Origin of the sequence: Streptomyces sp. CG 926 (assembly GCF_003148825.1) — a bacterium.
GTDB lineage: Bacteria > Actinomycetota > Actinomycetes > Streptomycetales > Streptomycetaceae > Streptomyces.
Genome location: NZ_QGGZ01000010.1, coordinates 377,910 through 402,888 on the forward strand (window position 1 = coordinate 377,910; position 24,979 = coordinate 402,888).

Consider the following 24,979-nt stretch of genomic DNA (forward strand, 5'->3'; position numbering starts at 1 on the left):
CGGGGTCTCACGGTCCAACCGGGCGCTGTGGTGGCGGCGGTCAGAGTAGAACCTGTTACAAGAATTCGGAAGGACCGGAGTGCCGGCCGTTCCGGGGCGGCGTTCATAATCGCCACCATGACGAGCCCACGCAGCAGAGCGGAATTCTTCGTCGAACCCGAGCGGGACGGCCGCTTCAGCGGCCCCGCGACCGGTGACGAGCGACAGATGCTGATCGCCTTCCTCGCGGACCATCGCGCCACCTTGGAGCTCAAGTGCAGAGGTCTGAGCGATGAGTTGGCGCATCGCTCGGTGCAGCCGTCCACGCTCTCCCTGCTCGGACTGGTACGACACCTGGCCGATGTGGAGCGCCGCTGGTTCCGACTGGTCCTGGCAGGTCAGGACGCGCCGCCCCGGTTCTCCTCGGCGGAGGATCCCGACGGGGCCTTCGACGCGGCCCTCGGCGATCCCCCGGCGGTCGAGGCGGCCTGGGAGGCGTGGCGCGCCGAAGTGGCCTTCGCCGAAAGGTTCGTGGCCGAGGCACCCGATCTGGACGTCGAGGCGGTCGACGTGTGGCGCGGGAAGGTGTCGCTGCGCTGGGTGCTGATCCACATGGTCGAGGAGTACGCGCGGCACAACGGGCACGCCGACCTGCTGCGCGAGCGGATCGACGGGGCCATAGGCATCTGAGAGCGCGAGTCTCCTCTCCCAACTCGCCCAAAATGCATGTGCAGTTCGGATGTCTGCCGGACAATGGGCGGATATGGACATCGACGCATGGCGCCGCGAGGACCCCGAGTTCACGCGGGCGGTGACGCAGATCCACGAGCCCGGCGCTCTCCCCACGGACCCCGAGATCCCGGCCCGGCACGCCTACTGGGAGCTGCTTCCGGGAGACGTACGGGCCCGGCTGCTGGAGAAGGCGGGCGCGTGCCTGACCTGGTGGGCCGGGCCGGATTCCGAAGGCCGGCCCGCCGCGCTGGTGGTCGGGGACCGGGGGCTGTGCCGGGTCGGCCAGGTGCTGCGGGACGGCGTGCCGGAGTACCGCGGGCAGCGCGCCCGGGTGGAGCCGGGCTCGCTGCACAGCCGATCCTTCGACGGGAGGCCCCCGGCGGACGGGCGGGCCACCGCCCCGGGCCTGCCGGGGGCTCCGGTGCTCCGCCTGGAGCTGGACCGGGAGGCCCAAGGGGTGCTCGGCCATTTCCCGCTCCCCGTGCAGGACTTCCTGCAGCGCCCGTTCCTCACCGGGGAGGACCGGGTCACCGCCGACTGGTACTACGACGAGACCGTCGAGCCCGACCGGACCAGCTGGTTCGTCGCCCTCGTCCTGTCCTCCGGGCGCGCCCTGACGCTCGCCGAGGGCACCCGGACCCTGGACCGGGGCGCCCGCGCGGACCAGGCCCGGTGGCACGGGATCCAGTACCACCAGGCCCGCCTCGCACCGCGCTGACGCCCGCCCCGAGGGGCCGGGTCAGGTGAAGAGGTACAGCACGTCGAAGTGGACGAGGTCGCGGGCCGTGTCGAAGAGGTACCGGCCCGAGGGGATCCCGTCCGAGGCCTGGTCGGCGGCTCCCCGACCGTTCGCGTACGCGTCGAAGCCCGGGCTGTGCTGCCAGGTCGCGGCGGCGGGCAGGTACCCCTTCAGTGCGGCGGGCAGGTCGGACGGGGCGCCGGCGGCGGCGAAGGCGTGATCGGGTCTGCCGGTGATCGCGGCCGCGCCGCCCGCCGGAAGGTGGGCGACTCCGACCACCCGGATCCGCGAGTCCGGGCTCGGGATGCTCCGGTCGTCACCCTTGTCGTCGATGTCGTAGCCCAGCCAGTGCGCGTCGCTCAGCTCGCCCAGGAACGGTCCGAGCCGCCGGTTCAGCGGCTCCAGGTCGGTCCGAACCTCGGGCCGGGGCCCAGGCTCCGGCCACATCAGGTACGTCAGGCCCGCGCCCACCGTCAGCAGCGGGAGGCCGGCGATCAGCAGGAACCGGCGGCGGTTCGTGTGTCCCCGCTGCGCTTCCATGATCGCCGTCCCCCCGTCGCCCATCGCCCATCGCCAATGGCCCATGGCCCCGTGACCGGTCACCGACGACCGGTCACCGGCCGCCCGCTCAGTTCAGGGCGCCGATCATAGCCGTAGCCGTCGCCGCCATCGCCGTACGGGCCGCCCTCAGGTACGGCCGCGGGTCCGCCGGGGTCAGGTGGGTACGGATGGCCTCGGTCATCGCCACGTTGAGGGCGGTGCCGATGTTGACCTTGCGGATGCCGCCCGCGACGGCCGCCGCGAGTTCGGCGTCCGGCAATCCGGAGGAGCCGTGCAGGACGAGCGGCACGTCCACGGTCTTGGCCAGCCGGGCCAGCAGCACGTGGTCCAGGGCCGCGGTCCGGCTGGTCATGGCGTGGCTGCTGCCGATGGCGACGGCCAGGGCGTCGACCCCGGAGTCGGCGACGAACCGCCGGGCCTCGTCGGGGTCGGTACGGGCGCCGGGCGCGTGCGGATCCAGCGGCGCGGCGCCGTTCTTGCCGCCGACCTCGCCCAGCTCGGCCTCGATCCACAGCCCGTTGGCGTGTGCCCAGTCGGCCGCGGAGCGGGTGGCCTCCAGGTTCTCGGCGTAGGGAAGTTGCGCGGCGTCGTACATCACCGAGCTGTATCCGGCGTCGCAGGCCTGCCGCAGCAGCTCGGGGCTCTTGACGTGGTCGAGGTGCAGGCCGACGGGGACCCCGGCGGCCTCCGCGCAGGCGCCGGCGGCCCGGGAGATCGGCAGGAGCCTGCCGTCGCGGAACTTCACCGCGTTCTCGCTGAGTTGGAGGATGACCGGCAGGCCGGCCGCCTCGGCCCCGGCGACGACGGCTTCGGCGTGCTCCAGGGTGATGATGTTGAAGGCGGCGACGGCCCGACCGGCCGCGGCGGCCTCCAGGACCAGGTCGCCGGCGCGGACGAGGCTCATCGGACGGCCTCCTCACCGGTGGCGAGGATCACCGAGCGCGTGAGGTGGCGCGGTACGTCCGGATCCAACTGCCGGTGGGCGGCCACGGCGAGGGCGAGCCGGTGTACGCGGACCAGTTCGGCCAGCGGGTCGAGCTCCCCGCGCACCCAGTGGGAGCCTGTGGCCAGGACCTGTTCGGCGAGCCCGTCGGGGGCCTCGTCGAGCGACCAGGTGACGGTGCCGGGACCGGAGACGCTGATCGGCCCGTGCCGGTACTCCATCGCCGGGTAGGACTCGGCCCAGGACAGCGAGGCCTCGCGCATCTTCAGCGCGGCCTCGTGGGCGAGCCCGACGCTCCAGCCGCGGCCGAGGAAGGTGAACTGCCCACGGCCGGCGATGTCGGCGGGCAACGGCTCGATCAGGGCGGTGCGGGCGTCGGCGACCACGGAGGGGGTGTGCAGCCCGACGTGGGCGCGCAGCAGGGTGAGGGCGGTGGTCGCGAAACGGGTCTGCACGACGGACTGTTCGTCGGCGAAGTCGAGGATCACGAGCTCGTCCGCGGCGGTCATCACCGGGGTCGCCGGGTCACCGACGACCGCGGTCGTGGGTACGCCCGCGTCGCGGAGCCCGGCCAGCAGGTCCAGTACCTCGGTGGTGGTGCCGGACCGGGTCAGGGCGACGACCCGGTCGTAGCGGCGGTGGCGCGGGAACTCGGAGGCGGGGAAGGCGTCGGTCTCGCCCTGGCCGGCCGCTTCGCGCAGCGCGGCGGCCGCCTGAGCCATGTAGTACGAGGTCCCGCACCCGACGATCGCGGTACGCTCCCCCGGCTGCGGCAGCACCGCCCGCCGGGCCGGGGCCAGTTCGGCGGCCCGCTCCCAGCATGCGGGCTGCGTGCCCAACTCGTACGCGACGTGACTCATACAGGCTCCCTCGTGCGACAGGCGGGTTTCTGAATGCGCTGAATGCGTTTTCCTGCAAGGTAGCGGCCCGTTTCACGCAACTTCAAGCATCCACGGCTGGAGCGGCTGAGTTAGTGTCGCCGGATAGGCCGATGGTGACCATGGAAGGGGGCGGCCGATGACCCGCAAGGAGCGCTGGCAGGCGCTGCTGGACCTGCTCGTGGAGCGGGGCGAGGTGGAGGTGGAACCGGCGGCGGAGACCCTCGGCGTGTCCGCCGCGACCATCCGCCGCGACCTCGACCAGCTCGCCGAGCAGCAGTTGCTGGTCCGCACGCGCGGTGGAGCCGTGCTGCACGGGGTCTCGTACGAACTCCCGCTGCGCTACCGCACGTCGCGCCGCGCCGCCGAGAAGCAGCGGATCAGCGAGGCGGTGGCGGCCCTGATCACCCCGGGCGAGGTGATCGGCCTGACGGGCGGCACCACGACCACCGAGGTGGCGCGGGCCCTGGCCGGGCGCCCGGACCTGGCCGAGGGCTCGCCGGCGCTCACGGTGGTGACCAACGCCCTCAACATCGCGGGCGAGCTGGTGATCCGGCCGCAGTTCAAGATCGTGCTGACCGGCGGGGTGGCCCGCCCCCAGTCGTACGAGCTGACGGGCCCGCTCGCCGAGCAGGTACTGGGCCAGCTCGCGGTGGACACGGCGGTGCTCGGCGTGGACGGCTTCGACCCGACGGACGGCGCGGCGACCCGCCACGAGGACGAGGCCTCGATCAACCGGCTGCTGTGCGAACGCGCCCGCCGGGTGGTCGTCGCGGCCGACTCCAGCAAGCTGGGCGTTCGCGCGTTCGCCCGGATCTGCGCGACCTCGTCGGTGGACGTCCTGGTGACGGACACCGGCCTGACGGCGGAGGTCGCCCAGGAGTTCGCGGCCGCGGGCGTGGAGGTGTTGCGGGTGTGAGGGCGCGCGCCCCCGCACCGGCGCGCGGGCGCGCGGGTGCGAGGGACGGGAGGGCGGCCGAGCCCCCGGGACCCGGCCGCCCTCCCGTCCCCGCTCCCGTCCCCGCTCCCGTCCCCGCTGCCGTCGGCCACGGACGTCCCCTACAGCCGCCGGCTGCTGCTGGCGACGAGCTCGCCCAAGGCGAAGCCGTCCACCCGTACCGACGTGGCGGCGCCGGCGCCCGGTACCGTGACGTCGGCCCGGCCGTCGGGGATGTCCACCGACGTGCGCGGACGCCGGTCGAGGTACACGTCCACGCGGTCGACGTTGGCCGTCTTCAGGCTGAGGCGGAGCGAGCCGTCGGCGCGCGTGACGTCGGCGATGGTCAGCTCGCGCACGGGCTGGGCCCGAAGGAGTTCGCCGGCCCGTGCCATCAGGTCCACGTTGCCCTCCAGCAGGTCCCGGCGGGTCATCCGGTGGCGCTCGTCCGGGACGACCCCGAGGTCCTCCAGCGGCGTACCGGCCCGCTCGCCGACCCGCAGGGACCTACGGATCGCCACGCGCATCCCCGCTCCGTTCGGCAGCGGTTGGTACGGCGAGGAGGTGACCGGGAAGTCCTCGATGAACTGGCCCTGCTCCCAGACGTTGGCGCCGCCCGCGCCGGTGTTGTCGTCGGTGCCGAGCACGGTGCCGATCGCGTGGTCCTGGAAGCCGGCCGCGAACATGTCGGTCGCCGAGTAGCAGCGTGCGTTGGTGATGAGGACGACCGGCCCGAAGTACTGCTGGCCGATCTGGTTGGCGAGGTCCTCCGGGGTCAGGGGCAGGGCGGCGGAGAAGGTGGCGCCGGTCTCGACGGACTGCTCCATGGAGTTCACCCACGGCCGCAGGCTGGGGTTGCTGCGGCAGATGCGCAGGTTGAGGGGGGTGTTGATGAACTGGAACGGTTCCGGGGTGATCCGCCGGGGCGTCAGGGTCTGGAGGGTGAGTTCCGAGGCCCAGACCGAGCCGCCGCCGTTGCCGCGCACGTCGACGATCAGGCCGTTCTGCGGCAGCTCGCCGATCAGCCGGACGAATTCCTCGACGAAGGGACCGGCGTTGGGGACGTGGAACGTGTGGATGCGGATGTGGCCGAAGGTGCCCGAGGGGGTCTGGACGGTACGGGCCGTGAAGACTTCCGGCATCGTGCTCGCGGTCTCGCCCGCCGCCGTGTCCGGGGACCGCCCCGCGTCCACGGCCAGCTGCTGCTCGATGACATGGGGGACGAAGAGCATCACCTTGGCCCGACTGACCTCCTCGGACTCGTGGTCCAGGCCCAGGACGAGCGAGGCCTCGCCCTCGGGACCGGCCGCCGACGGGCGGTTCTCCACGATCTGCCAGTTCTCGCGCAGTTCGCGGGCGACGCCGTCGGTACCGACGTAGCTGACGGTCACCCATTCCTCGAACGGGGGCAGATGGGCCGAGAGCGAGCGCACCGTCAGCGACTCGACGCCCCGGCTGCGGCGCGCCGCGGCGTTGCCGCCGGCGAACCGGGCGGCGTTGAGCTCGACGGCCTGTTCGATGGGGACGCCGCTCCAGTGGGTGACCTCGACGCCCGGCGCGAAGGCCGGCGCGGAGAAGCCCTGGACGACGCGGGTGATCAGGAAACGGGGCTCCGGTCCGTCGGTGGTCTCCTCCACCAGGAAGGGCAGGAAGGCGATCTTCCCGGCGAACGGAGCGGGCAGCTGGTAGTTGGTGTGCAGGTCCCGGACCGAGTGGAAGACCTTGGACATCTCCGCGTGGAAGATCCACTCTGGCGGCATGGTGGCCGCCGTCTGCTGCTCCAGCTGCCGGCGGACGAGGCGCAGCCGCTGTACGGGGTTGACGGCGTGCATCGAGATCTTCAGGGGCAGGTGTACGTAGTTCTGCTCCAGCAGCACCAGCGCCTGGTCGACGAGGAGCATCCGCTGGTCCAGGGTGAGGGTGCCCGCACCCGTCAGGAAGGTTTCGAGCTGGGTGGCGGCGGCCAGGTGCTCACGCACCGGTTCGGCCGTGAGACTGAGGTACTCGGGGGCGGTTTCGGCGGTGGATCGGCCCATGATGCCTCCGTGATCGGGGTGGGGCTCCGACGGCTCGGGGCACAGTCTTCGACCGCGATGACCGGCCGCGACAGAGCGCGCGCCGGAGTTCACCCGTCCAGTCGCGTGGCGAAACCATTCGCCCTTCCGCCGACGGGTCCCGGGCCGTCTCTTTCGGATCGTGGCGGCCGAACCCGCGGCGTCCGGCGCCGTACCCGGCAAGGCGCAGGGGCAGGGGCGCCCGTGTACCGGACGTACTCGGTCGCCCCGACGACGCGGCCGGGTGCGGTGCCGTGCCCCGCGGGCCCGGCCTGATCCGGAAGAGACGGCCTGGTGGGCCGGCACCCTAGTGGGCCGGCAGCCGCTCCGACTCCCGGACCAGGGCCGCCAGGACAGGCGCGATCAGGGGGTGGGTCTCGCCGCCGCGGCGGGTCGCCGCGAAGACGCGGCGGGTGGCCGCCGGGCCGGTGACCGGGCGGACCTGGACCTCTTTGAGGTCCATGCCGCGCAGGGCCGAGCGCGGGACGAGGGCCACTCCGGCCCCCGCGCCCACCAGGGCCGTCACCGCGCGGAAGTCGTCCGAGGAGTGCACGAACCGGGGTTGGAAGCCCGCCAGTTCGCAGGCGAGCAGCGTCACGTCGTGGCACGGGTTGCCGGGGTACTGGCCCACCCAGTCCGAGTCGGAGAGCTCGGCCAGCGACACCGCGGGGAGGTCGGCCAGCGGATGCCCCGAGGGCAGGACCGCGTCGAAGGGTTCCGCGTACAGCGGGAGGACGGACAGCCGTGCGTCGTCGGCGCCCGGGCCGCCCCGGTACTCGACGGCCAGCGCGAGGTCCGCCTCGCCGTCCAGCAGCAGCGGCAGGCTCTGGTCGCCCTCGGCGTCCCGGACCCGCAGCCGGATGCCCGGCCGTTCCAGCGCGAGCCGGGCGATGGCCGGGGCCAGTACTTCGGCGATGCCGGTCGCGAAGGCGGCGACGGTGACCTCGCCCGCCGAACCGCCCGCGTACGCCGCGAGTTCCGCCTCCGCCCGCTCCAGCTGAGCCAGCACCTCGTGGGCGTGGCCGAGCAGGATCTCACCGGCGGCGGTGAGCCGTACGCCGCGCCCGCTGCGGGTGAGCAGCGCGTGGCCCGTCTCCTGTTCCAGCGCCGCGAGCTGCTGGGAGACGGCGGAGGGGGTGAGGTACAGGGCTGCGGCCGCGGCGGTCACCGTACGGTGGTCCGCCACGGCCCGCAGGATGCGCAGCCGGCGGGGGTCGATCACCCCACCATTGTCTCAGGGTGCAGCGACCCCTCGAACCTCGTGCTTCCCTCAGGCCCCAGCGGTCCCGAGGGCCGCACGGGCGTCGATGAAGGCGGCCACCGCGCGCTCGACGTCGGCCGTCGAGTGGGCCGCGGAGAGCTGGACGCGGATGCGCGCCGCGCCCATCGGCACCACCGGGTAGGAGAAGCCGATCACGTACACGCCGCGCTCCAGAAGCAGCTCCGCCATCCTGGCCGCCTTCGCCGCGTCGCCGATCATGACGGGCGCGATGGCGTGGTCGCCGGGCAGGACCTCGAAGCCGGCCTCGGTCATCTTGGTGCGGAAGAGCGCGGTGTTCGCGGCGAGGTGTTCGCGCAGGTCACCGGCGGACTCCAGCAGGTCCAGGACCTTGAGGGAGGCGGCCGCGATGACCGGGGCGAGGGAGTTGGAGAAGAGGTACGGGCGCGAGCGCTGGCGCAGCAGCTCCACGATCTCGGCGCGGGCGGCGACATAGCCGCCGGAGGCGCCGCCGAGGGCCTTGCCGAGGGTGCCGGTGATGATGTCGACGCGGTCCATGACGCCGTGCAGTTCGGGGGTGCCGCGACCGCCGGGGCCGACGAAGCCGACGGCGTGCGAGTCGTCGACCATGACCATGGCGTCGTAGCGGTCGGCCAGGTCGCAGATCTCCGCGAGCGGGGCGACGTAGCCGTCCATGGAGAAGACGCCGTCGGTGACGATCAGCTTGCGGCGGGCGCCGCCCTCGGTGGCTTCCTTCAGGCGGGCTTCGAGCTCGGCCAGGTCGCGGTTGGCGTAGCGGAAGCGGCGGGCCTTGGACAGGCGGATGCCGTCGATGATCGAGGCGTGGTTGAGGGCGTCGGAGATGACCGCGTCCTCGGCGCCGAGGAGGGTCTCGAAGACGCCGCCGTTGGCGTCGAAGCAGGAGGAGTAGAGGATCGTGTCCTCCTGGCCGAGGAAGGCGGAGAGCCGCGCCTCCAGCTCCTTGTGCACCTCCTGGGTGCCGCAGATGAAGCGGACGGAGGCCATTCCGTAGCCCCAGCGGTCCAGCGCCTCCTTCGCGGCGGCGACGACCTCGGGGTGGTCGGCCAGCCCCAGGTAGTTGTTGGCGCAGAAGTTGAGCACCTCGCCGGCGGCGCCGCCCGAGGTGACGGCGACGGCCGCGTTCTGCGGGGTGCCGATCACGCGCTCGGGCTTGTGCAGGCCGGCGGCGCGGATCTCGTCGAGGGTGGCGCGCAGGTCCTCGCGGACGGTCTCGAACATGGTGCGGTTCTCCTTGTGCGGCGGAGGGCGACGGAGGGCGACGAGGGAGGGGGCCGGGCCCCGCGGAGGGGGGAGGGTGGCGGGGCCCGGCCCGAGGGAGATGGTTCGGTGGGTGGTGCGGCGGCCGGTGCGGCGGGGCCGGTGGCGGCCCGTGCCGCAAGGCCCGTGCGGCACGGCTCGTGCGGCGAGGCCTGTCCGGTCCGGCCTGCCCGGCCGGTCCGGCGGGCGGTTACGCCGTCCAGTCCAGGATGATCTTGCCACTGCGGGCGGTCGACGCCTCGTCGAAGGCGGCCTGGAAGTCGCGGTGCGAGTAGCGGCCGGTGATGACCGGGCTGAGGTCGAGCCCGCCCTCCAGCAGCACGGTCATCGCGTACCAGGTCTCGAACATCTCACGGCCGTAGATGCCCTTGATGGTGATCATCGAGGTGACCACCTTCGCCCAGTCCACCGGGAACTCCTGCGCCGGCAGGCCCAGCATGGCGATCCGGCCGCCGTGCGTCATGTTGTCGATCATGTCGCGCATGGCTTCGGCGCGGCCGGACATCTCCAGGCCGATGTCGAAGCCCTCGCGCAGCCCGAGCTTGGTCTGCGCCTCGGCGATCGAGGACTCGGCGACGTTGACGGCGAGGGTGGCGCCCGCCTTGCGGGCGATCTCCAGCCGCTCGGGGCTGACGTCGGTGATGACCACGCTGCGCGCGCCGGCGTGCTTGGCCACGGCCGCCGCCATGATCCCGATCGGGCCGGCGCCGGTGATCAGCACGTCCTCACCGACCAGCGGGAAGGACAGGGCCGTGTGCACGGCGTTGCCGAAGGGGTCGAAGATCGCGGCGACGTCCAGGTCGACGGCGGTGCGGTGCACCCACACGTTCTGGGCGGGCAGCACCACGTACTCGGCGAAGGCTCCGTCACGGCCGACCCCGAGGCCGATCGTGCTGCGGCACAGGTGGCGGCGGCCGGCCAGGCAGTTGCGGCACTTGCCGCACACCAGGTGGCCCTCGCCGCTGACCAGCGCGCCGACCTCGATGTCCTGGACGTCCGCGCCCAGCGCCGCGACCTCGCCGACGAACTCGTGGCCGAGGACGAGAGGGGTCTTGACCGCGCCCTGCGCCCAGCCGTCCCAGGCGCGGATGTGGAGGTCCGTTCCGCAGATACCGGTGCGCAGCACCTTGATCAGCACGTCGCCGGGGCCGTATTCGGGCTCGGGGACGTCCATGAGCCACAGGCCGGGCTCTGCCTTGTGCTTGACGAGTGCCTTCATGGGGTGGCTCCAGGCATGCGGAAGGTTACGCCGCGGGCGGATGGGCCCGAACGGCGGCGGTGACGTGCACCAATTTGCCGATCGGCGCGGTGATCAGTCCATCGAGACTTTCTTAAGCGGGTCGACAGCACAGCTTCACGCCTATGCTCCTCCCGTAATGGGGAAGGGGCTCGCGCCGGCGACGGCGCGGGGGAAAAGGGGAGGTGAGGGGCGTGCCGAGTCTGCGCAGCAGGGCGCTGTCGGCGGCGCTGATCGCGGCGGGACGGCGAAGACGGTACGCGAGCGCGGATGCCGTCCGGACCAGGGTGGCGGAGTCCGCCCGCAGGCCCGCCTCCCATCTGCCGCCGCGTTGGCTGGGACGGGTCGCCGACATCTCGCGGACCTTCGTCGGAGCCTGGCCGGTGTACGACGTCTCCCCGCTCGGGACGGAGCCCACGGCCCATGTGCTGTACGTGCACGGCGGCGGCTACGTCCACGAGCTGCAGCGCCCGCACTGGGCGCTGATCCGGACCCTGGTCACACGGGCGGGGGCGCGGGTCGTCGTACCGGCGTACATCCTCGCTCCGCGCGGGACCGCCGACCGGACCGTCCCGGTCGCCGCGGACCTGCTGAGCGGGCTGATCGCGAGCGGCGGCTCCGCCGGCACGGTGCTGATCGGGGACTCGGCCGGGGCCGGGCTGGCGCTGGCGGCCGCGCAGCGGCTGCGCGACCGCACCGGGGACCAGCCCTCCCGGATCGTGCTGATCTCGCCCTGGCTGGACGTGACCATGAGCCATCCGGACCAGGCGGCCATCGAGGCGGCCGATCCGCTGCTGGCCCGCCCGGGGCTGCTGGAGGCCGGTCGGTTGTACGCCGGGACCCTGGACGCCGACGATCCCCGGGTGAGCCCGCTGCACGGGGGCTTCGCCGGGCTGGCGCCGCTGACGGTGTTCACCGGAACCCGGGACGTGCTGACCACGGACAGCCGGGAGCTGCTGCTCCGGGCCCGCGCGGAGGGGGCCGAGGTGGAGTTCCACGAGGCGGCGGGGCTGCCGCACGGGTACCCTCTGATGCCCGTCCCGGAGGGGCGGGCGGCGCGGGAACGGATCGTCGAGCTGATCAGGTCGACGGCGGAGCTCTGAGGGGGGCACGGCGGTGGCGGCGGATCGGTACGGGCCGCCCCCTACGCCGTACAGGTCATCAGTGAGCTGATCGGCCAGGCGCGGTACGCCGTCCAGTACGCCTCGTCGCGTACGGAGTCGGCGGGCGGGGTCCGGTTCGGCTGCCAGCCGACGGTGACGAAGCCCGCCTCGACGGCGGCCTCGGCGAGGTCGGCGTGGGCCCATTCGCGGAATTCGAAGGGCACCGGCGGCTCGGTCAGGAAATGCGCCTTGAGCAGCGGAGCGTCCCCGTCCGGGACCCGGTCCAGGATGCGCACCCCGTACGGCGACCAGTCCACGCGGGGGAACGCCCCCGCGTTGGGGACGATGGCCAGCAGCCGCCCGCCCGCGCGCAGGTGGGCGCGGACGGACCGGAACATCGCGTGCAGGGACCTGCGGTCGGGCGCGTAGCTGAAGACGTACGCGGCGGTCGCGAGGTCGAAGGGGCCGAGGTGCGGCAGGCCGGCGGCATCGGCGACGTGGTACTCGACGTCCGGCCGGTCCTTGGTCGCCGCGTGCTCGCGGGCCTGGCGGATCATCTCCTCCGAGACGTCCACACCGACGGTCCGCCGGGCCCCGCCGCGGGCCAGCAGCCGCGTGTTGTATCCGTATCCGCAGGCGAGGTCGAGGGCGTCGAGCCCGCGCACCCCGCCGAGCGCGTCGAGGGCTCCGTGCAGGGTGTAGGTGTCGGCCGCGGAGAAGGCCGCCGTGCTCGTGGACTCCGCGTAGCGCTCGCCGATGGTGTCGTACTGGAACCGCATGCTCTGCCTTCCGGGGGCCTGCCGGGGGGTGTGACGCCTGGGTATCGTGCCCGCGGCGACGTCCGGGGGACGGCCCGCACACCCGTGCGTCCCCCGGACGAGGGAAGCGGTCGGCCTAGCGGTCGGCCGGGCGCTGTCGCGGCCGGCCGGGATGCAGGGGCCGCCGCCGAGGGCGCATCCTGGCTGTGTGATGGCCAGAGCGGACAGCGTCGGCCCCGCACCCGATACCACCGATGCCCCCGATGCGACGGCCCAGGTGCTCGTACGGGCCGTCATCAGTGCGCTGGAGGCCGTCGGCGGGTACGCGGGCGGGATCTACCTGCGCTCGCCCACCACCGGGCTGCTGTTGCTGGCCGTGTTCACCGGGCTGCCGCTGCAGCTGTTCCGGCCGTGGTGGCGGATGCAGGTGAACCGCCCCTATCCGGTGGCCGAGGCCTACCGCTCCGGGCAGGCCGTGCTCCTGCCCGACGCGGAGTCGGCGATGAGCCGCTTCCCGCAGCTGATGGCCGGGCTGCCGTTCCCCTTCGCCTCGCTGTACGAGCCGGTGACCGCCGGGACGGAACGGTTCGGTGTGCTGGTGGTGCTGCGCGAGGCCACGCCGGGGATCCCGGTCGGGACCGCGGACCGCGAACGGCTGCGCCGGGCCGCGGAGCGGCTGGCCGCCGACCTCACCGACCTCGAGGCGGCCGGGGGGCCGGTGCTGTGGAAGGGCGACCCGATGGGCGTGCCGGCGCCACCGCCCGAGGCCGGGCCCGAGGGTGCCCGCAGGGCCGCGGACCGGCTCGTACAGGCGGTGCTCTCCCTGGACCGGGAGGGCCGGATCGGCTATGTGAACACCGCGGCGGAGGAGCTGCTCGGGCTCGACGGGCCGCATCTGCAGGGTCGGCTGTTGTGGGAGGCACTGCCGTGGCTCGGGCATCCCACCTACGAGGACCACTTCCGGGCCGGTTTCATGTCCGGCGAGCCCGTGCACTTCCCCGCCCGGCGCGGCCGGCACGCGCCCGGGCAGTGGCTGTCGGTGGACCTGTATCCCTCGGCCGACGGGGTGACCCTGACGCTGGGCACCTCCGCGAAACCGGCCTACACGCCCGAGTCACAGGCCCGGCAGGACCCGAACGCCGACACCGACACGGAAACAGACACGGGCGTGGACGCGGACGGGCAGCCGGACCTCGACGTGTCGGCCGACGAGGCCTCGGCCCTGTACCGACCGGTGGCCCTCGCCATCGCGCTGACGGAGGCGGTCACGGCCCGGCAGGTGTCGGCGGTGGTGACCGAGGAGCTGCTGCCGGCCTTCGGCGGCCGCCAGCTGGCGATCTACCTGCTGGACGAACGGCATCTCTACCTGGCCTGGGAGACCGGTTTCCCGCAGGGCTTCCTCAACCGGTTCGACGGGGTCTCCCTCGATGTCCGGCTGCCGGGCGTGGAGACTCTGACCACGGGCCGGCCGATGTTCTTCGAGTCGATGCAGCACCTGGCCACCGCCTACCCGGGCATCCCGCTGGACGCCGATGTCGGCGCCCGCGCCTTCCTGCCGCTGATCGCCTCCGGACGTCCCGTCGGCTCGTGCATCCTCGGCTTCGACTCGCCCCGCGGCTTCAGCCCGGAGGAACGTGCGGTGCTGACGGCGCTGGCCGGTCTGATCGCGCAGGCGCTCGCCCGGGCCCGGCGCTACGACAACGAGGTGGCGCTCGCCCGCGGTCTGCAGTCGGCGCTGCTGCCGCACCGACTGCCGGTGCGCGAGCACGTGGACACCGTCGGCCGCTACCTTCCCGGCACCCAGGGCATGGAGGTCGGCGGCGACTGGTACGACGTCGTCGAGACGGGCGCCGGCCTGCTGGCCCTGGTCATCGGGGATGTCCAGGGCCACGGTGTGGCGGCCGCGGCGACCATGGGCCAGCTGCGCAGCGCGGTACGGGCCTTCGCGCTCAGCGGGAGCACCCCCGAGCAGGTGGTGAGCGGCACCAACCAGCTGCTCATCGACCTGGATCCGGGCCAGTTCGCGAGCTGCTGCTACATGTTGCTCGACCCGGCGTCGGGCTCCGTCATGGCGGCCCGGGCCGGGCACCCCCAGCCGCTGCTGCGCCACCCGGACGGCCGGACCGAGGTGCTGGACCTGGCGGGCGGGGTGGTGCTCGGCATCGATCCGGAGGCCTCGTACCCGGTCACGGAGCTGCGGCTGACGACTGGCTCGGTCCTCGCCCTTTACACGGACGGGCTGGTGGAGAAGCCGGGCCTCGACATCGACGTCGGGGTGGAGCGGCTGCGGACGGCCTTGGAGGCGGCCCGGCCGTCCCCGTTGACCGAAACCGCCGACCGGCTGATCAGCGAGGCGGGCAGCACCGCCGACCGGCCGGACGACATCGCGCTGCTGCTGGCCTCCCGTACCGGCGGGGGCGCCTGAGGGCCGTCCCGTCGGTCGGTTCAGTCCGGGCTCGCCAGGGTGAGCGCGCTGTTGACCAGCCCGACATGGCTGAACGCCTGCGGGAAGTTGCCGAGTTGGCGTCCGGCGAGAGGGTCGTACTCCTCCGCGAGCAGGCCGACGTCGTTGCGTACGGCCAGCAGCCGCTCGAACAGGGCGCGGGCCTCCTGGCGCCGGCCCGTCATGTGCAGGGCGTCGGTCAGCCAGAACGAGCAGGCCAGGAAGGCTCCTTCGTCGCCGGGCAGCCCGTCGACCATGGCGTCCGCGGTGCTGTAGCGGCGGACCAGTCCGCTGCTGCCGAGCTCGGCGCGCACCGCGTCGACCGTGCCGATGACCCGTGGGTCGTCGGGCGGCAGGAATCCGACCCTGGGGATGAGCAGGGTCGCCGCGTCGAGCTCCGCGGAGCCGTAGTACTGGGTGAAGGTGCCGCGCACGGGGTCGTAGCCCCGCTCGCACACGTCGCGGTGGACCTCGTCGCGCATGGTCCGCCAGCGTTCCACCTCGCCGTCCAGGGAGGGGTCGCTCTCCAGGGTGCGTACCGCCCGGTCGGCCGCGACCCACGCCATCACCTTGGAGTGCACGAAGTGCCGGCGGGGGCCGCGGACCTCCCACAGGCCCTCGTCGGGGCGCTGCCAGTTGCGTTCGAGGAAGTCGAGCAGGGCGAGTTGGATGCGCCAGGCGTGGCGTTCGGAGGGCAGCCCGGCCGACCTGGCGAGGTGGAGGGAGTCGATGACCTCCCCGTACACGTCCAGCTGGAGTTGGTCGACGGCGGCGTTCCCGACGCGGACCGGGGCGGAGGAGGCGTAGCCGCGCAGCCAGGGCAGTTCGCTCTCGGGGATCCGCCGCTCGCCGCCGATGCCGTACATGATCTGGAGGTCGGCGGGGTCGCCCGCGACCGCGCGCAGCAGCCACTCGCGCCAGGCGCGGGCCTCGTCGAGGAAGCCGGTGGACAGGAGCGAGCCGAGGGTGAGGGTGGAGTCCCGGAGCCAGCAGTAGCGGTAGTCCCAGTTGCGGACGCCGCCGATTTCCTCGGGGAGGGAAGTGGTGGCCGCAGCGGCGATGCCGCCGGTCGGGGCGTAGGTGAGGGCCTTGAGGGTGATCAAGGAGCGGGTGACCGCCTCCTGGTAGGGGCCCTCGTAGCGGCATTGCGCGGTCCACTCCCGCCAGTCGGCGAGGCTCTGGTCCAGTGCGTCGAAGGGGTCGCAGGGCTCGGGGCGGGGCCGGTGCGAGGGGTGCCAGGTCAGTACGAAGGCGACGCGCCGGCCGGCGTGGACCGGGAACTGGGAGCAGGTGCTGTTCGCCTCGCCCCAGGTGCGGACCGGGGGTTCGCTGCGGAACCAGGCGGAGTCGGGTCCGGCGACGGCGACCCGGTCGCCGTCGCTGCGGCGCACCCAGGGCACGACGTGGCCGTAGTCGAAGCGCAGGCGCAGGGTGCTGCGCATCCGGACCGTGCCGCTGATGCCCTCGACGATGCGGATGACGTCGGGGGCGACCTCGCGCTGGGGCATGAAGTCGGTGACCTTGACGGTCCCGGTTTCGGTCTCCCAGTACGATTCGAGGATGAGCGAGCCGTCGACGTAGGCACGGCGGGTACAGGGCTCGCCGTCGGCGGCGTCGAGGGGCGCGATGCGCCAGTGGCCGTTCTCCTCGTCACCGAGGAGCTTGGCGAAGCAGGCCGCCGAGTCGAAGCGCGGCAGGCACAGCCAGTCGATGGACCCGTCGCGGCCGACCAGTGCGCTGGTCATCAGGTCGCCGATAAGTGCGTAGTCTTCGATGGGTTGCGTCATTTGTGCGCTATTCCCCTGAATGTCCGGGGCCAATCAGTTCGGCCCCGGACACCGCTCATGGCATCAGGAGATCGTGACGAACTGACCGATGCTCGGTACGCCCTGGGCGTCGAGGGCGAAGAGCATGTAGGTGCCCGGCAGGACCACACCCGTGTCGGCGGGCACGGACACCTTGTACGTGCCGCCTCCCGTGGCGGTGGACACCACGGGGACCCGGCGCTGGTCGTTGTCGGTGGAGTGGGTCGCGGCGGCGGCCCGCATCAGGACGAAGGACGCCACCGGGCCCTGGGTGCTCACCGTGAGCGAGGCGCCGGGCGCGGCCTTGGGGGGCACGCCGGCGGTGATGGCGGGACGCGGCTTCGGGGTGCCGTCCGTGTTGAGCAGGTACGGCGGGGTGAAGATCGCCCCGTCGGCGTGGTTGGTCGCGCAGTCGCCGCACAGACCGCCGCCGCCGGAGAAGATCCGTCCGTCGGGCAGCAGGTTGGCCACGCTGTGGTAGTTGCGCGGAACGGCCATGGTGGCGAGCGGGGTGAAGGTGCCGGTCGCCGGGTCCCACAGCTCGGGGGTCAGGACGGAGGTGGCGTCGCTGAACGGCACCGGATACGCCTGACCGCCGAAGACGGCCACCTTGCCGTCGGGCAGGACCACGCTGTTGCTGAAGGCGCGGGCATGCTCCATGTCACCCGTGCGGGCGGCCTGGACCTGGCTGCCCGAGATGCCCACGGTGTAGGCGCGCTGGGTGGCGAAGGTGTCCTGGTAGGCGGGTGAGCCGCCCAGGGTGAGCAGTTTGCCGATGTCGTAGGCGACGGCGTTGCCGGTCATGGCGTCCTGGCTGTCGGCCCGGGTGCCGGCGGAGGTGATGCCGCCCTGCCCACTGGTGGAGATCCAGTTCATCTGCTTGCTCGGGCCCAGTTGCAGCACCTTGCCGCCCGAAGTGGCGTGCAGCCACATGTGGTTGTCGGCGCGGTACGGTCCGGCCGGGTCGGCCGTCAGCGCCGGGGCGGCGGGCACCCCGGGGAGGCTGCGCCAGGTGCGGGTGTCCGGGGACCAGACCTCACCGGCCTTGTCGGTGCCCGTGGCTCCGCTCCAGGATCCGCCGAGGACGAAGGCCTCGCCGGTGGAGAGCAGGGTCATGGCCTGGTAGCCGCGGGCGATGTTCATGCTGGTGGTGGCGGACCAGGCGTCGGTGGCCGGGTCGTAGATGCTCGCCTTCTCGGCGTTGCTGCCGCCGGTGACCAGGACCCGGCCGTCGGCGAGCATGGCGATGCCGGGACAGAACATGTCGTGTCCGGTGTTGTCGATGCGGCGCTGGGTGACCTTGCCCGTCTTCAGGTCCAGGATCGCGGTCTGCGTGTAGCCGTTGCTGCCGCCGAAGCGGTCGACGGCGTACGCGGACCAGGCCAGCAGCTTGTCGCCGGGCAGGGCGGCGGTGGCCACCGGCACCAGCGGGAAGCCGGTGATCCGGCCCCAGGAGCCGTGGACGGCCGGGCTGGACGGCCCGCTCAGGCGGATCTCACCGGCGGAGGACCAGGGTCCACGGCCGCCCGCCTCGCTGGTCGCGGTCAGCCGGACGAAGCGGGTGGATGCGGCGCGGGTGAAGGTGGCGGTCTTGACGGTGTCGTCGTCGCGCCAGGTGCCCGTGGCCACCGGCGTGCCGAAGGTGACGCCGTCGGTGCTGGTGGAGATGGAGTACGCGCCCACGCGCCCGTTGGGCCCGGTGGAGCGGGGATGGTAGACGAGGGCCGAGACCGTCGCGGTGCGGTGCATGTCGATGGTGATGCTGTGCGGCAACGGCGTGGGGCTCGGAACGTACTTGCTGTGCCAGAGGGTGTTGTCCTTGCCGTCCAGGACGTTGCCCGCCCGGCCGTTCTCGCCGCCGGTCTCCTCGTCGCTCGCCGTGGCCGTCCATCCGGTGCGGGACAGGTCGACGGTGGCGGCCGGGGTGCCGGGGTCGCCCAGCAGGTCGATCTCGGCGGCGGAGGACCAGGGTCCGCGGCCGCCCGCCTCGCTGAGCGCGGTCAGCCGTACGAACCGGGCGCCCTGCGGGGCGAATCCGAGGGTCTTGGGGCTGGTGTCGTCGGCGAGCGTGCCGGTGGCGACCGGGGTGGCCCAGCCCAGTCCGTCGGCACTGAGGCTGATGCTGTATTCACCGATCCGCCCGTTGGGCCCGTCGGTGCGGGGACGGTAGACGAGCGCGGAGACCACCGCCGTGCGGTGCATGTCGACGGTGATGACGTGCGGCAGCGGGGTGGGGGTCGGGACGTACTTGCTGTGCCAGAGGGTGGCGGCGTTCCCGTCGAGGACGTTGCCCGCGCGGCCGTTCTCGCCGGCGGTCTCCTCGTCGCTCGCCGTGGCCGTCCATCCGGTGCGGTCGAGGATCGGAGCCGTCGGCTCCATCGCGTTCGCGGGGACGATGCCGTGGTGCGGCGACTGTTTCGCCGCCTGCTGGTCCAAGGGCACGGGCGCGGGACGGGGTGCCGGGGCGCGGCCGGCCGCTGCCGTGCTCGTGACCACGAACAACGGGGTCAGACCGATCAGCAGCGAGCCGAGGCCGAGCGCGATGAGCAGGTGGGAACGGCGTATCGCGCGGTGAAAGGCGAGGAAGCGCCTGGACTGCAATCTGACCTCCTGGGGCGAGCTGATGTGCCCCGTTGAAGATAGGTGAGCACAGCAGCAACTCGTTTGAGATCAAAGAGAGTTGGCGCAAAACCGCATGGCCGGTCGGAAGGCGTCGACGCCGGGTGGGCCGCAGTGGCCCACCCGGCGTCGCTGATGGCGGCGGTCTCCTGACCCGCCGGCGGCACCGGTCGCACCGGCCCCGCCCATGCGACCGGTCCCGCCGGTCCCGCCGGTCCCGCTAGTCGCGTACGAGGAGCATGACGACGGCGAGGACCACACCGAGGGCGACGGCGAGCGCGCCGTAGGCCAGGCGGTGGCTGCGCAGCACGGGCACGAAGCGGTCGACGGCATACCGCCCGGGGCCGGTGAGGGCGAGTGCCGCGGCGCCCGCGGTCAGCAGGAGTTCGTACTCGATGCCCTTCGGGGCGAAGAAGGAGCCGGCACCGTGGACGGCGATCGCGTTGATCAGGGTGCCGACGACAGCGGCCCCGGCGAGCGGGGTGAGCAGCCCGAGGGCGAGGCCGAGACCACCGAGGGTCTCGGTGAGGCCGGCGAGGACCGCCATGGCGTCACCGGCCGGGTAGCCGCTGGCCGTGAAGAACTGACCGGTACCACTGATGCCGCCGCCCCCGAACCAGCCGAAGAGCTTCTGCGTACCGTGCGCCACCATGGTCAGACCGAGGACCAGGCGCAGGAGGAGCAGGCCGGTGTCGTGGCCGGGGGTGGAGAGGGCGGACTCGGCGGGAGGTACGGCCGGTGCGGCGGCCTGCGGCTTCGTCGCGGTGACGGAGGGGCTGGTCATCGAGGGGGGTCCTTCCGGTCGGGCGGCCCGGTGGGGAGGCAGGGGTGTTGTTCAAATTCGAACCGCTAGGCCCCGACCCTAACCATTGATTCAAATTGGAACAACCCGTGTAGTCTGGAGCCATGGCTGAACCGAGATGGCTGGACGATCGCGAGATGCGCGCCTGGAGCGGCTTTCTCGCCGCATCGGCCCTGGTGAACCGGCGCCTCGACCAGCAGCTCAAGGACGAGTCCGGGCTCTCGCACCCCCAGTACGAGATCCTCGTACGGCTCGCCGCCGCGCCCGGCCGCGAACTGCGGATGACCGAGCTCGCCAACGGCCTGATCAACTCCAAGAGCGGTCTGACCTACCAGGTCACCCAGATGGAGAAGGCCGGTCTGGTCCGCCGCCGCAGCTGCCGCTCCGACGTCCGGGGGGTCTTCGCCGTCCTCACCGACGCCGGCAGCGCCAAGCTGGAGGAGGCCGCACCCGGCCACGTCGCGACGGTCCGGGAGATCCTCGTCGATGTCCTCACCGCCGAGCAGCTCGACGCGCTCGCCGACGGGCTGGGCGAGGTCGGCCGCCGGCTACGTGGAGACGCCGCCCGGACGGATCCGGCCGCCGCCGAGGTATCACGGCCCGATATCGGGGTATAGGGCCGCCATGGACGGAAAGGTCTGGCTCGCCCTGGGCACGCTGGTCGCGGTGGGGCTCGCGATCTTCGCAGCCGTGCTGCTGACGCGCGTCTTCGCGGCCCGGCGACTGCTGGTCGACGCGGGGATCCCGCTGCAGGACAAGGCCCTGTTCTGGGTCGCGGTCATCTACACCGTCTCGCCGGTGGACCTGATTCCGGACCCGGTGTACCTGGACGACATCGGCATCCTGCTGCTGGCGCTGCGCTCGCTGCACGCGGCGGCCGGGGCCGCCCGCTCCACGAAGGAGCCCGGCGCCGCCGCGTGAGGACCTGGGCGGTCCCGGCCGTCCCGGTCAGACGTGCTGGTCGAAGAGGACCGGGTTCCCGTCCGGGTCGACGACGAGGAAGCTGCCCGGCCCGGAACCCGACTCGTCGACCTCCGTCACGAACTCCACACCCCGCGCCTTCAGCTGCCGCTGCATGTCGCGGATGTCGGTGAACGAGTCGAGCGCGCTCGCGCCGCTGTCCCAACCCGGATTGAAGGTCAGCATGTTCTTCTCGAACATGCCCATGAACAGCCCGATCACGACGTCGCCGTTCTTGAGGATCAACCAGCCCTGCTCGGGGTCCCCACCGAAGACGGCGAATCCGAGGTTCTCGTAGAACGCGCGGGAGACGTCGAGGTCTCGCACGGACAGACTCACGGAGAAGGCGCCCAGGTCCATGCGCCCAGCCTTCACGCGCCACCGGACGGCCGCAACCCGGCCGCAATCCGGCCGCGACCCGGCCACCGAAGGTCAGCGGACGTCGTGGGGCCGGAACTGGACGCTGATGCGGGGCCCCACGGCCCGCGCCGACTTGGGTACGGCGTGCTCCATGGTCCGCTGGCAGGAGCCTCCCATCACCACGAGGTCGCCGTGCCCCAGGGGCAGCCGCAGCAGGGTGGCCCCGCCACCGCGGGGCCGGAACGCGAGGTCGCGCGGGTCGCCGACGGACACGATGGCCACCATCGTGTCCTCGGTCGACGAGCGGCCGGTCCGGTCCCCGTGCCACGCGACGCTGTCGCGCCCGTCGCGGTACAGGCAGAGGCCGGCGGTGGTGAAGGGCTCGCCGAGCTCGGCGGTGTAGTGCCGGGTCAGCGCGTCACGAGCGGCGGTGAGCGAGGCGTGGGGCAGGGGCTCGTCCGCGCCGTAGAAGGCGAGCAGTCGGGGCACCTCCACCTCCCGCTCGTACATCTGCCGCCGCTCGGCCTGCCAGGGCACGTCGGCGGCCAGCCGCTCGAAGAGCGCGTCGGCGCCGCTCAGCCAGCCGGGCAGGTGATCGACCCAGGCCCCGACCCCGGCGCCGAGCTCGGTGCGCCGCAGGCCGCCGAGCGGGCCGAGCCGGATCTCGTCGCCCTGGTCGAAGAGGGAACCCTGAAGGCCTTGGACTGCGTGCATGACCCCAGCCTAACCCCGTAAACCGAACATCTGCACGAATACATCGGGGTGCGTGCGTCCGCCCGTACGGCCCGGCGTCAGCCCTCGGGGGGCGGCTGGTGCAGGCCGAAGGGCGTGCCCTGGTCGTCGTGGCACAGCTGCAAGCGCCCGAAACGGGCGATCGACTCCTCGCCGCCGCCCAGGTCGACGTCGTCGACGGAGCCGCCGAGCACGCGGACCTGTGCGAGCGCCGCCGCCATGTCGACGACCTCGAAGAAGAGGTACGGTCGCGCGCCCGGGTCGTTGCCGTGCAGCCCGCCACGGACGTTGGGCGTCCGGATCGCGAACCCGCCGCCGTCGCTCGGGCCCGGTTCGAAGGTCCAGCCGAACAGGCTCCCGAAGAAGGTGCGGGCCCGTTCGTCGTCCCCCACGCCCAGCTCGAAGAAGGAAACCTCACCGGCCATCGCCGACTCCCGTCGCCAGTCGCGCCTCGGACCTCGAACCTCGGACTTCCGGCCTCAGACCTCGGCCGTCGGCCGCGCCCGAGGCGTGGTCCCACGGTAGATCCGCCCCTCTCCGGCCGCACCCGGCCACAGCGGCGACTCCGGTACTAGGTCGTCTCGGGCGGCCGACCGTCGGCGGCCGCACCGGGCTCCGGACTGCGCGCCGGGCGGCAGAGGAGGGTGACGGCCACCGATACCCCGGCGGCGACGGCCATCGCCGTCCCCGGGGCGAGGTACTGGGCCAGGCCCCCGACGATCGCGGCGCCGATCCCCTGACAGGTCATCCGGCCGGCCGACTCGACTCCCTGGACCTGGCCGCGGATGGCATCGGGGGTCTGTTCGAGGAGCTGCTCCTGGAGCGGCAGGGTGGCCGCGAACCCGACCCCGGCGAGGCCCACCGCGACGGCCGCGAGCAGGACCGGCGGCTGGCCGGCGAACAACAGGAAGGGGGTGGCGAGCAGCAACCTCAGCCCGAAGGCGAGGCGGCGTCGGCGGTCGGCGTCGAGCAGCCGGCCGACGATCAGGTCACCGAGGAGCATGCCCGCCGAGGCCGCGGCGAGGAGGGTGCCCGCCCGGTCCGGGTCGTAGGAGAGGAACAGCGCCTCGCAGCCGACGATCAGCCCGTTCGGGACCCACAGGTTCAGCAGCAGCATCCGGCGGCCGGGGTGGGCGAACAGCTCGACGTTCGTGCTCCAGGTCCGGCGCAGCCCGGGTCGGCGGGTGAGCCGGATCGAGCGCTCCCGGACGGTGGCGGCCACCACCGCCGTACCGAGGGCGGTCAGGGCCGCGGCGAGGACGAAGATCCCGTACGGGCTCAGGTACCGCAGCAGTACGGCGCCGACCGCGTAGCCGATGATCACCGTGGCGCCCGCGGTGATGTTCAGCAGCGAACGGGCGGGCGCGTAGGCGGAGCCGGGCACGACCTCGGCGAGCAGCCCCAGCCGGGTGCCCGTGCCCAGGGACTGGAAGAAGCCCAGGGTCAGCAGCAGGGCGAACCGGGCCGCGAGCGGCAGCCCCGGGACCGCCTGGGCGGCGATGCCCACCAGCGAGAGGAGTTGGAGCAGGAGGAGGGTCCGGCGGGGCCGTTCCCCGTCCGCGACGGACATCAGCGTCAGCGCGCCGAGCACCGTCGCGAACGTGGCGCCGTACATGCTCACGGCCGTCAGGAACGGCGAACCGGTCCGGTCGTTGACCAGGGTTCCGAGCGCGAAGCCGGACAAAGTGCTCGCGGTGACGGTGAGGGTGAAGCTGAGGTGGAGGCCGCTGAACTCCTTGTTGCGGAGCAGGGTTCGGTAGCCGGTGGTCGCAGTGGCAGGGGTGGGGGCGGGGGTGGTCGTGGTCAGGGGTGCGGCAGGGCTGCCGGACTTGTGTGAAGGCATGAAAAAAGCCTCCGGACGCATGCACGGAGCACGCAGACCGAAGGCCGACGGGGTCATTGTAGCAGTCGTACCAGCCCAGTTGACGGACACGTCCGATCGCGCGGGACGCACCGAAAGCGTATTACCGCAGCGTAGGCGTGTGATCAGGGACTCACGGTCTTGGCCGCAGGCGCTGCGCACGGTAGCGTCACGGCGACATTTCCACATAGCGACGACGGCGAGACGGAAGTCCGGTGTGAATCCGGCATGGTCGCGCCACTGTGTGCTGCGGCGACACCCCATGGGTGGCGGCGCGGCGAGTCAGACCCGAGGACCGTCGTCCTGCACCACCGTATGGGACGCGTGTTCCCCGAGGAGGTTCCATCATGGCCGAGGCAATCGCTTCCGCTGCCATATCCACCCCCGCCGCCGGCTCCCTGTCGGCTCCGCTGCCTGTGCGCGCGGTTCTGCCCTGGGCGCTCTTCGTCGGTCTCCTGATGCTCGTGGCCCTGTACTTCGTCGGTGCCGAGCAGGGCGCCACCGCCGTGTTCGCCGGTGAGGGCGTCCACGAGTGGGTGCACGACGGTCGTCATCTGCTCGGCTTCCCCTGCCACTGAGAGGCCATGCACATGTACGCCTCCACCGTCAGAGGACTACTGGTCCGCGGCATGCTCGCGGGCCTGATCGCCGGACTGTTCGCCTTCGCCGTCGCCTACGTGGTCGGTGAGCCCCCGGTGCGGGGCTCCATCGCCGTCGAGGAAGCGGCGGCCGCCAAGGAAGCGGCTCCCGCGGCCGGTCACGCCGGCCACGGTGGTGACGCCGCGTCGGGCGAGGCCGCCGAGGAGGAGGAAGAGCTGGTCAGCCGACCGGTCCAGTCGACCTTCGGCCTGGCCACCGGTGTGCTGGTCTACGGGGTCGCGCTGGGCGGCATCGCCTCGCTCGCGTTCTCGTTCGCCCTCGGCCGCGTCGGCGGGTTCAGCCCCCGGGCCACGGCCGC

24 protein-coding genes are annotated in these 24,979 nt (G+C 72.7%); 9 read left to right on the plus strand and 15 right to left on the minus strand.

What is annotated here, in order from left to right; all coding sequences use genetic code 11:
- The first annotated feature begins 117 nt into the window (after positions 1-117).
- Both BCL76_RS26935 and BCL76_RS26940 read left to right on the plus strand, forming a co-directional pair.
- Positions 118-669: a DinB family protein gene (locus tag BCL76_RS26935; RefSeq protein ID WP_109781960.1), complete on the plus strand. Its 552-nt coding sequence runs from the start codon at positions 118-120 to the stop codon at positions 667-669.
- A 73-nt stretch (positions 670-742) separates the two neighbouring features.
- Positions 743-1,429: a hypothetical protein gene (locus tag BCL76_RS26940; RefSeq protein WP_109781961.1), complete on the plus strand. Its 687-nt coding sequence runs from the start codon at positions 743-745 to the stop codon at positions 1,427-1,429.
- Positions 1,430-1,450: 21 nt separating this feature from the next.
- Here BCL76_RS26940 and BCL76_RS26945 read toward each other — a convergent pair whose 3' ends face one another.
- The 3 genes from BCL76_RS26945 to BCL76_RS26955 all read right to left on the minus strand — a co-directional run bounded on the left by BCL76_RS26945 (position 1,451) and on the right by BCL76_RS26955 (position 3,814).
- Positions 1,451-1,990, minus strand: coding sequence for a hypothetical protein (locus BCL76_RS26945; RefSeq protein WP_146228432.1), 540 nt, complete (start codon positions 1,988-1,990; stop codon positions 1,451-1,453).
- Positions 1,991-2,078: 88 nt separating this feature from the next.
- On the minus strand, positions 2,079-2,915 hold the full coding sequence (locus tag BCL76_RS26950; protein WP_109781963.1) for a class II fructose-bisphosphate aldolase: 837 nt from the start codon (positions 2,913-2,915) through the stop codon (positions 2,079-2,081).
- Complete coding sequence (locus BCL76_RS26955; protein ID WP_109781964.1) at positions 2,912-3,814, minus strand: SIS domain-containing protein; 903 nt, start codon at positions 3,812-3,814, stop codon at positions 2,912-2,914. Before BCL76_RS26955 ends, BCL76_RS26950 begins: the two co-directional genes overlap by 4 nt.
- A 157-nt stretch (positions 3,815-3,971) precedes the next feature.
- Here BCL76_RS26955 and BCL76_RS26960 point away from each other — a divergent pair, with 157 nt between their 5' ends.
- On the plus strand, positions 3,972-4,751 hold the full coding sequence (locus tag BCL76_RS26960) for a DeoR/GlpR family DNA-binding transcription regulator (protein ID WP_109781965.1): 780 nt from the start codon (positions 3,972-3,974) through the stop codon (positions 4,749-4,751).
- Positions 4,752-4,891: 140 nt separating this feature from the next.
- Here the strand turns inward: BCL76_RS26960 and BCL76_RS26965 are convergent, their stop codons facing one another.
- From BCL76_RS26965 to tdh, 4 genes are all read right to left on the minus strand, one after another.
- The gene (locus tag BCL76_RS26965; RefSeq protein ID WP_109781966.1) at positions 4,892-6,805 is read right to left on the minus strand and encodes a S41 family peptidase; all 1,914 of its coding nucleotides are present in this window, start codon (positions 6,803-6,805) and stop codon (positions 4,892-4,894) included.
- A 325-nt stretch (positions 6,806-7,130) separates the two neighbouring features.
- Positions 7,131-8,045, minus strand: a complete 915-nt coding sequence (locus BCL76_RS26970) for a LysR family transcriptional regulator (protein WP_109781967.1) — start codon at positions 8,043-8,045, stop codon at positions 7,131-7,133.
- Positions 8,046-8,093: 48 nt separating this feature from the next.
- Positions 8,094-9,302, minus strand: a complete 1,209-nt coding sequence (locus BCL76_RS26975; RefSeq protein ID WP_109781968.1) for a glycine C-acetyltransferase — start codon at positions 9,300-9,302, stop codon at positions 8,094-8,096.
- A gap of 229 nt (positions 9,303-9,531) precedes the next feature.
- On the minus strand, positions 9,532-10,560 hold the full coding sequence (gene tdh, locus BCL76_RS26980; RefSeq protein WP_030772742.1) for an L-threonine 3-dehydrogenase: 1,029 nt from the start codon (positions 10,558-10,560) through the stop codon (positions 9,532-9,534).
- A 212-nt stretch (positions 10,561-10,772) separates the two neighbouring features.
- Between tdh and BCL76_RS26985 the strand changes: the two genes are divergently transcribed.
- The gene (locus BCL76_RS26985) at positions 10,773-11,681 is read left to right on the plus strand and encodes an alpha/beta hydrolase fold domain-containing protein (RefSeq protein WP_109781969.1); all 909 of its coding nucleotides are present in this window, start codon (positions 10,773-10,775) and stop codon (positions 11,679-11,681) included.
- 41 nt (positions 11,682-11,722) lie between these two features.
- Here BCL76_RS26985 and BCL76_RS26990 read toward each other — a convergent pair whose 3' ends face one another.
- On the minus strand, positions 11,723-12,460 hold the full coding sequence (locus BCL76_RS26990) for a class I SAM-dependent methyltransferase (protein ID WP_109781970.1): 738 nt from the start codon (positions 12,458-12,460) through the stop codon (positions 11,723-11,725).
- A gap of 190 nt (positions 12,461-12,650) precedes the next feature.
- Here BCL76_RS26990 and BCL76_RS26995 point away from each other — a divergent pair, with 190 nt between their 5' ends.
- Complete coding sequence (locus BCL76_RS26995) at positions 12,651-14,864, plus strand: SpoIIE family protein phosphatase (protein ID WP_258309930.1); 2,214 nt, start codon at positions 12,651-12,653, stop codon at positions 14,862-14,864.
- A gap of 20 nt (positions 14,865-14,884) precedes the next feature.
- On the opposite strand, the gene BCL76_RS27000 is transcribed toward BCL76_RS26995, so the two are convergent.
- The 3 genes from BCL76_RS27000 to BCL76_RS27015 form a co-directional block, all read right to left on the minus strand.
- A complete protein-coding gene (locus tag BCL76_RS27000; protein WP_109781972.1) occupies positions 14,885-16,669 on the minus strand; it encodes a glycoside hydrolase family 15 protein in 1,785 nt (594 codons plus the stop codon).
- A 63-nt stretch (positions 16,670-16,732) separates the two neighbouring features.
- Positions 16,733-19,288, minus strand: a complete 2,556-nt coding sequence (locus BCL76_RS27005; RefSeq protein ID WP_258309925.1) for a discoidin domain-containing protein — start codon at positions 19,286-19,288, stop codon at positions 16,733-16,735.
- A gap of 238 nt (positions 19,289-19,526) precedes the next feature.
- Positions 19,527-20,090 (minus strand): DoxX family membrane protein, encoded by a 564-nt coding sequence (locus tag BCL76_RS27015; RefSeq protein WP_109781973.1) that lies wholly within the window; start codon positions 20,088-20,090, stop codon positions 19,527-19,529.
- A gap of 122 nt (positions 20,091-20,212) precedes the next feature.
- On the opposite strand from BCL76_RS27015, the gene BCL76_RS27020 reads away from it, so the two are divergent.
- The gene (locus tag BCL76_RS27020) at positions 20,213-20,725 is read left to right on the plus strand and encodes a MarR family winged helix-turn-helix transcriptional regulator (protein WP_109781974.1); all 513 of its coding nucleotides are present in this window, start codon (positions 20,213-20,215) and stop codon (positions 20,723-20,725) included.
- Between the two features lie 7 nt (positions 20,726-20,732).
- Positions 20,733-21,029: a YkvA family protein gene (locus BCL76_RS27025; RefSeq protein ID WP_109781975.1), complete on the plus strand. Its 297-nt coding sequence runs from the start codon at positions 20,733-20,735 to the stop codon at positions 21,027-21,029.
- Between the two features lie 27 nt (positions 21,030-21,056).
- Here the strand turns inward: BCL76_RS27025 and BCL76_RS27030 are convergent, their stop codons facing one another.
- From BCL76_RS27030 to BCL76_RS27045, 4 genes are all read right to left on the minus strand, one after another.
- Positions 21,057-21,428: a VOC family protein gene (locus BCL76_RS27030; protein WP_109781976.1), complete on the minus strand. Its 372-nt coding sequence runs from the start codon at positions 21,426-21,428 to the stop codon at positions 21,057-21,059.
- 72 nt (positions 21,429-21,500) lie between these two features.
- Complete coding sequence (locus BCL76_RS27035) at positions 21,501-22,142, minus strand: alpha-ketoglutarate-dependent dioxygenase AlkB (RefSeq protein WP_109781977.1); 642 nt, start codon at positions 22,140-22,142, stop codon at positions 21,501-21,503.
- A gap of 77 nt (positions 22,143-22,219) precedes the next feature.
- Positions 22,220-22,585: a glyoxalase gene (locus BCL76_RS27040; protein ID WP_109781978.1), complete on the minus strand. Its 366-nt coding sequence runs from the start codon at positions 22,583-22,585 to the stop codon at positions 22,220-22,222.
- Between the two features lie 146 nt (positions 22,586-22,731).
- A complete protein-coding gene (locus BCL76_RS27045; protein ID WP_375137967.1) occupies positions 22,732-24,003 on the minus strand; it encodes an MFS transporter in 1,272 nt (423 codons plus the stop codon).
- A 365-nt stretch (positions 24,004-24,368) separates the two neighbouring features.
- Between BCL76_RS27045 and BCL76_RS27050 the strand changes: the two genes are divergently transcribed.
- Positions 24,369-24,599, plus strand: a complete 231-nt coding sequence (locus BCL76_RS27050; protein WP_030730185.1) for a CbtB domain-containing protein — start codon at positions 24,369-24,371, stop codon at positions 24,597-24,599.
- A gap of 12 nt (positions 24,600-24,611) precedes the next feature.
- On the plus strand, positions 24,612-24,979 hold a 368-nt coding region (locus BCL76_RS27055; protein WP_146228433.1), incomplete at its 3' end, for a CbtA family protein.

Bases quoted from the DNA above. Each gene is read 5' to 3' on its own strand.
- BCL76_RS26935 (WP_109781960.1), top strand. From the start codon at position 118: ATGACGAGCCCACGCAGCAGAGCGGAATTCTTCGTCGAACCCGAGCGG.
- BCL76_RS26940 (WP_109781961.1), top strand. From the start codon at position 743: ATGGACATCGACGCATGGCGCCGCGAGGACCCCGAGTTCACGCGGGCG.
- BCL76_RS26945 (WP_146228432.1), bottom strand. From the start codon at position 1,990: ATGGAAGCGCAGCGGGGACACACGAACCGCCGCCGGTTCCTGCTGATC.
- BCL76_RS26950 (WP_109781963.1), bottom strand. From the start codon at position 2,915: ATGAGCCTCGTCCGCGCCGGCGACCTGGTCCTGGAGGCCGCCGCGGCC.
- BCL76_RS26955 (WP_109781964.1), bottom strand. From the start codon at position 3,814: ATGAGTCACGTCGCGTACGAGTTGGGCACGCAGCCCGCATGCTGGGAG.
- BCL76_RS26960 (WP_109781965.1), top strand. From the start codon at position 3,972: ATGACCCGCAAGGAGCGCTGGCAGGCGCTGCTGGACCTGCTCGTGGAG.
- BCL76_RS26965 (WP_109781966.1), bottom strand. From the start codon at position 6,805: ATGGGCCGATCCACCGCCGAAACCGCCCCCGAGTACCTCAGTCTCACG.
- BCL76_RS26975 (WP_109781968.1), bottom strand. From the start codon at position 9,302: ATGTTCGAGACCGTCCGCGAGGACCTGCGCGCCACCCTCGACGAGATC.
- tdh (WP_030772742.1), bottom strand. From the start codon at position 10,560: ATGAAGGCACTCGTCAAGCACAAGGCAGAGCCCGGCCTGTGGCTCATG.
- BCL76_RS26990 (WP_109781970.1), bottom strand. From the start codon at position 12,460: ATGCGGTTCCAGTACGACACCATCGGCGAGCGCTACGCGGAGTCCACG.
- BCL76_RS26995 (WP_258309930.1), top strand. From the start codon at position 12,651: ATGGCCAGAGCGGACAGCGTCGGCCCCGCACCCGATACCACCGATGCC.
- BCL76_RS27000 (WP_109781972.1), bottom strand. From the start codon at position 16,669: ATGACGCAACCCATCGAAGACTACGCACTTATCGGCGACCTGATGACC.
- BCL76_RS27015 (WP_109781973.1), bottom strand. From the start codon at position 20,090: ATGACCAGCCCCTCCGTCACCGCGACGAAGCCGCAGGCCGCCGCACCG.
- BCL76_RS27020 (WP_109781974.1), top strand. From the start codon at position 20,213: ATGGCTGAACCGAGATGGCTGGACGATCGCGAGATGCGCGCCTGGAGC.
- BCL76_RS27025 (WP_109781975.1), top strand. From the start codon at position 20,733: ATGGACGGAAAGGTCTGGCTCGCCCTGGGCACGCTGGTCGCGGTGGGG.
- BCL76_RS27030 (WP_109781976.1), bottom strand. From the start codon at position 21,428: ATGGACCTGGGCGCCTTCTCCGTGAGTCTGTCCGTGCGAGACCTCGAC.
- BCL76_RS27035 (WP_109781977.1), bottom strand. From the start codon at position 22,142: ATGCACGCAGTCCAAGGCCTTCAGGGTTCCCTCTTCGACCAGGGCGAC.
- BCL76_RS27040 (WP_109781978.1), bottom strand. From the start codon at position 22,585: ATGGCCGGTGAGGTTTCCTTCTTCGAGCTGGGCGTGGGGGACGACGAA.
- BCL76_RS27045 (WP_375137967.1), bottom strand. From the start codon at position 24,003: ATGCCTTCACACAAGTCCGGCAGCCCTGCCGCACCCCTGACCACGACC.
- BCL76_RS27050 (WP_030730185.1), top strand. From the start codon at position 24,369: ATGGCCGAGGCAATCGCTTCCGCTGCCATATCCACCCCCGCCGCCGGC.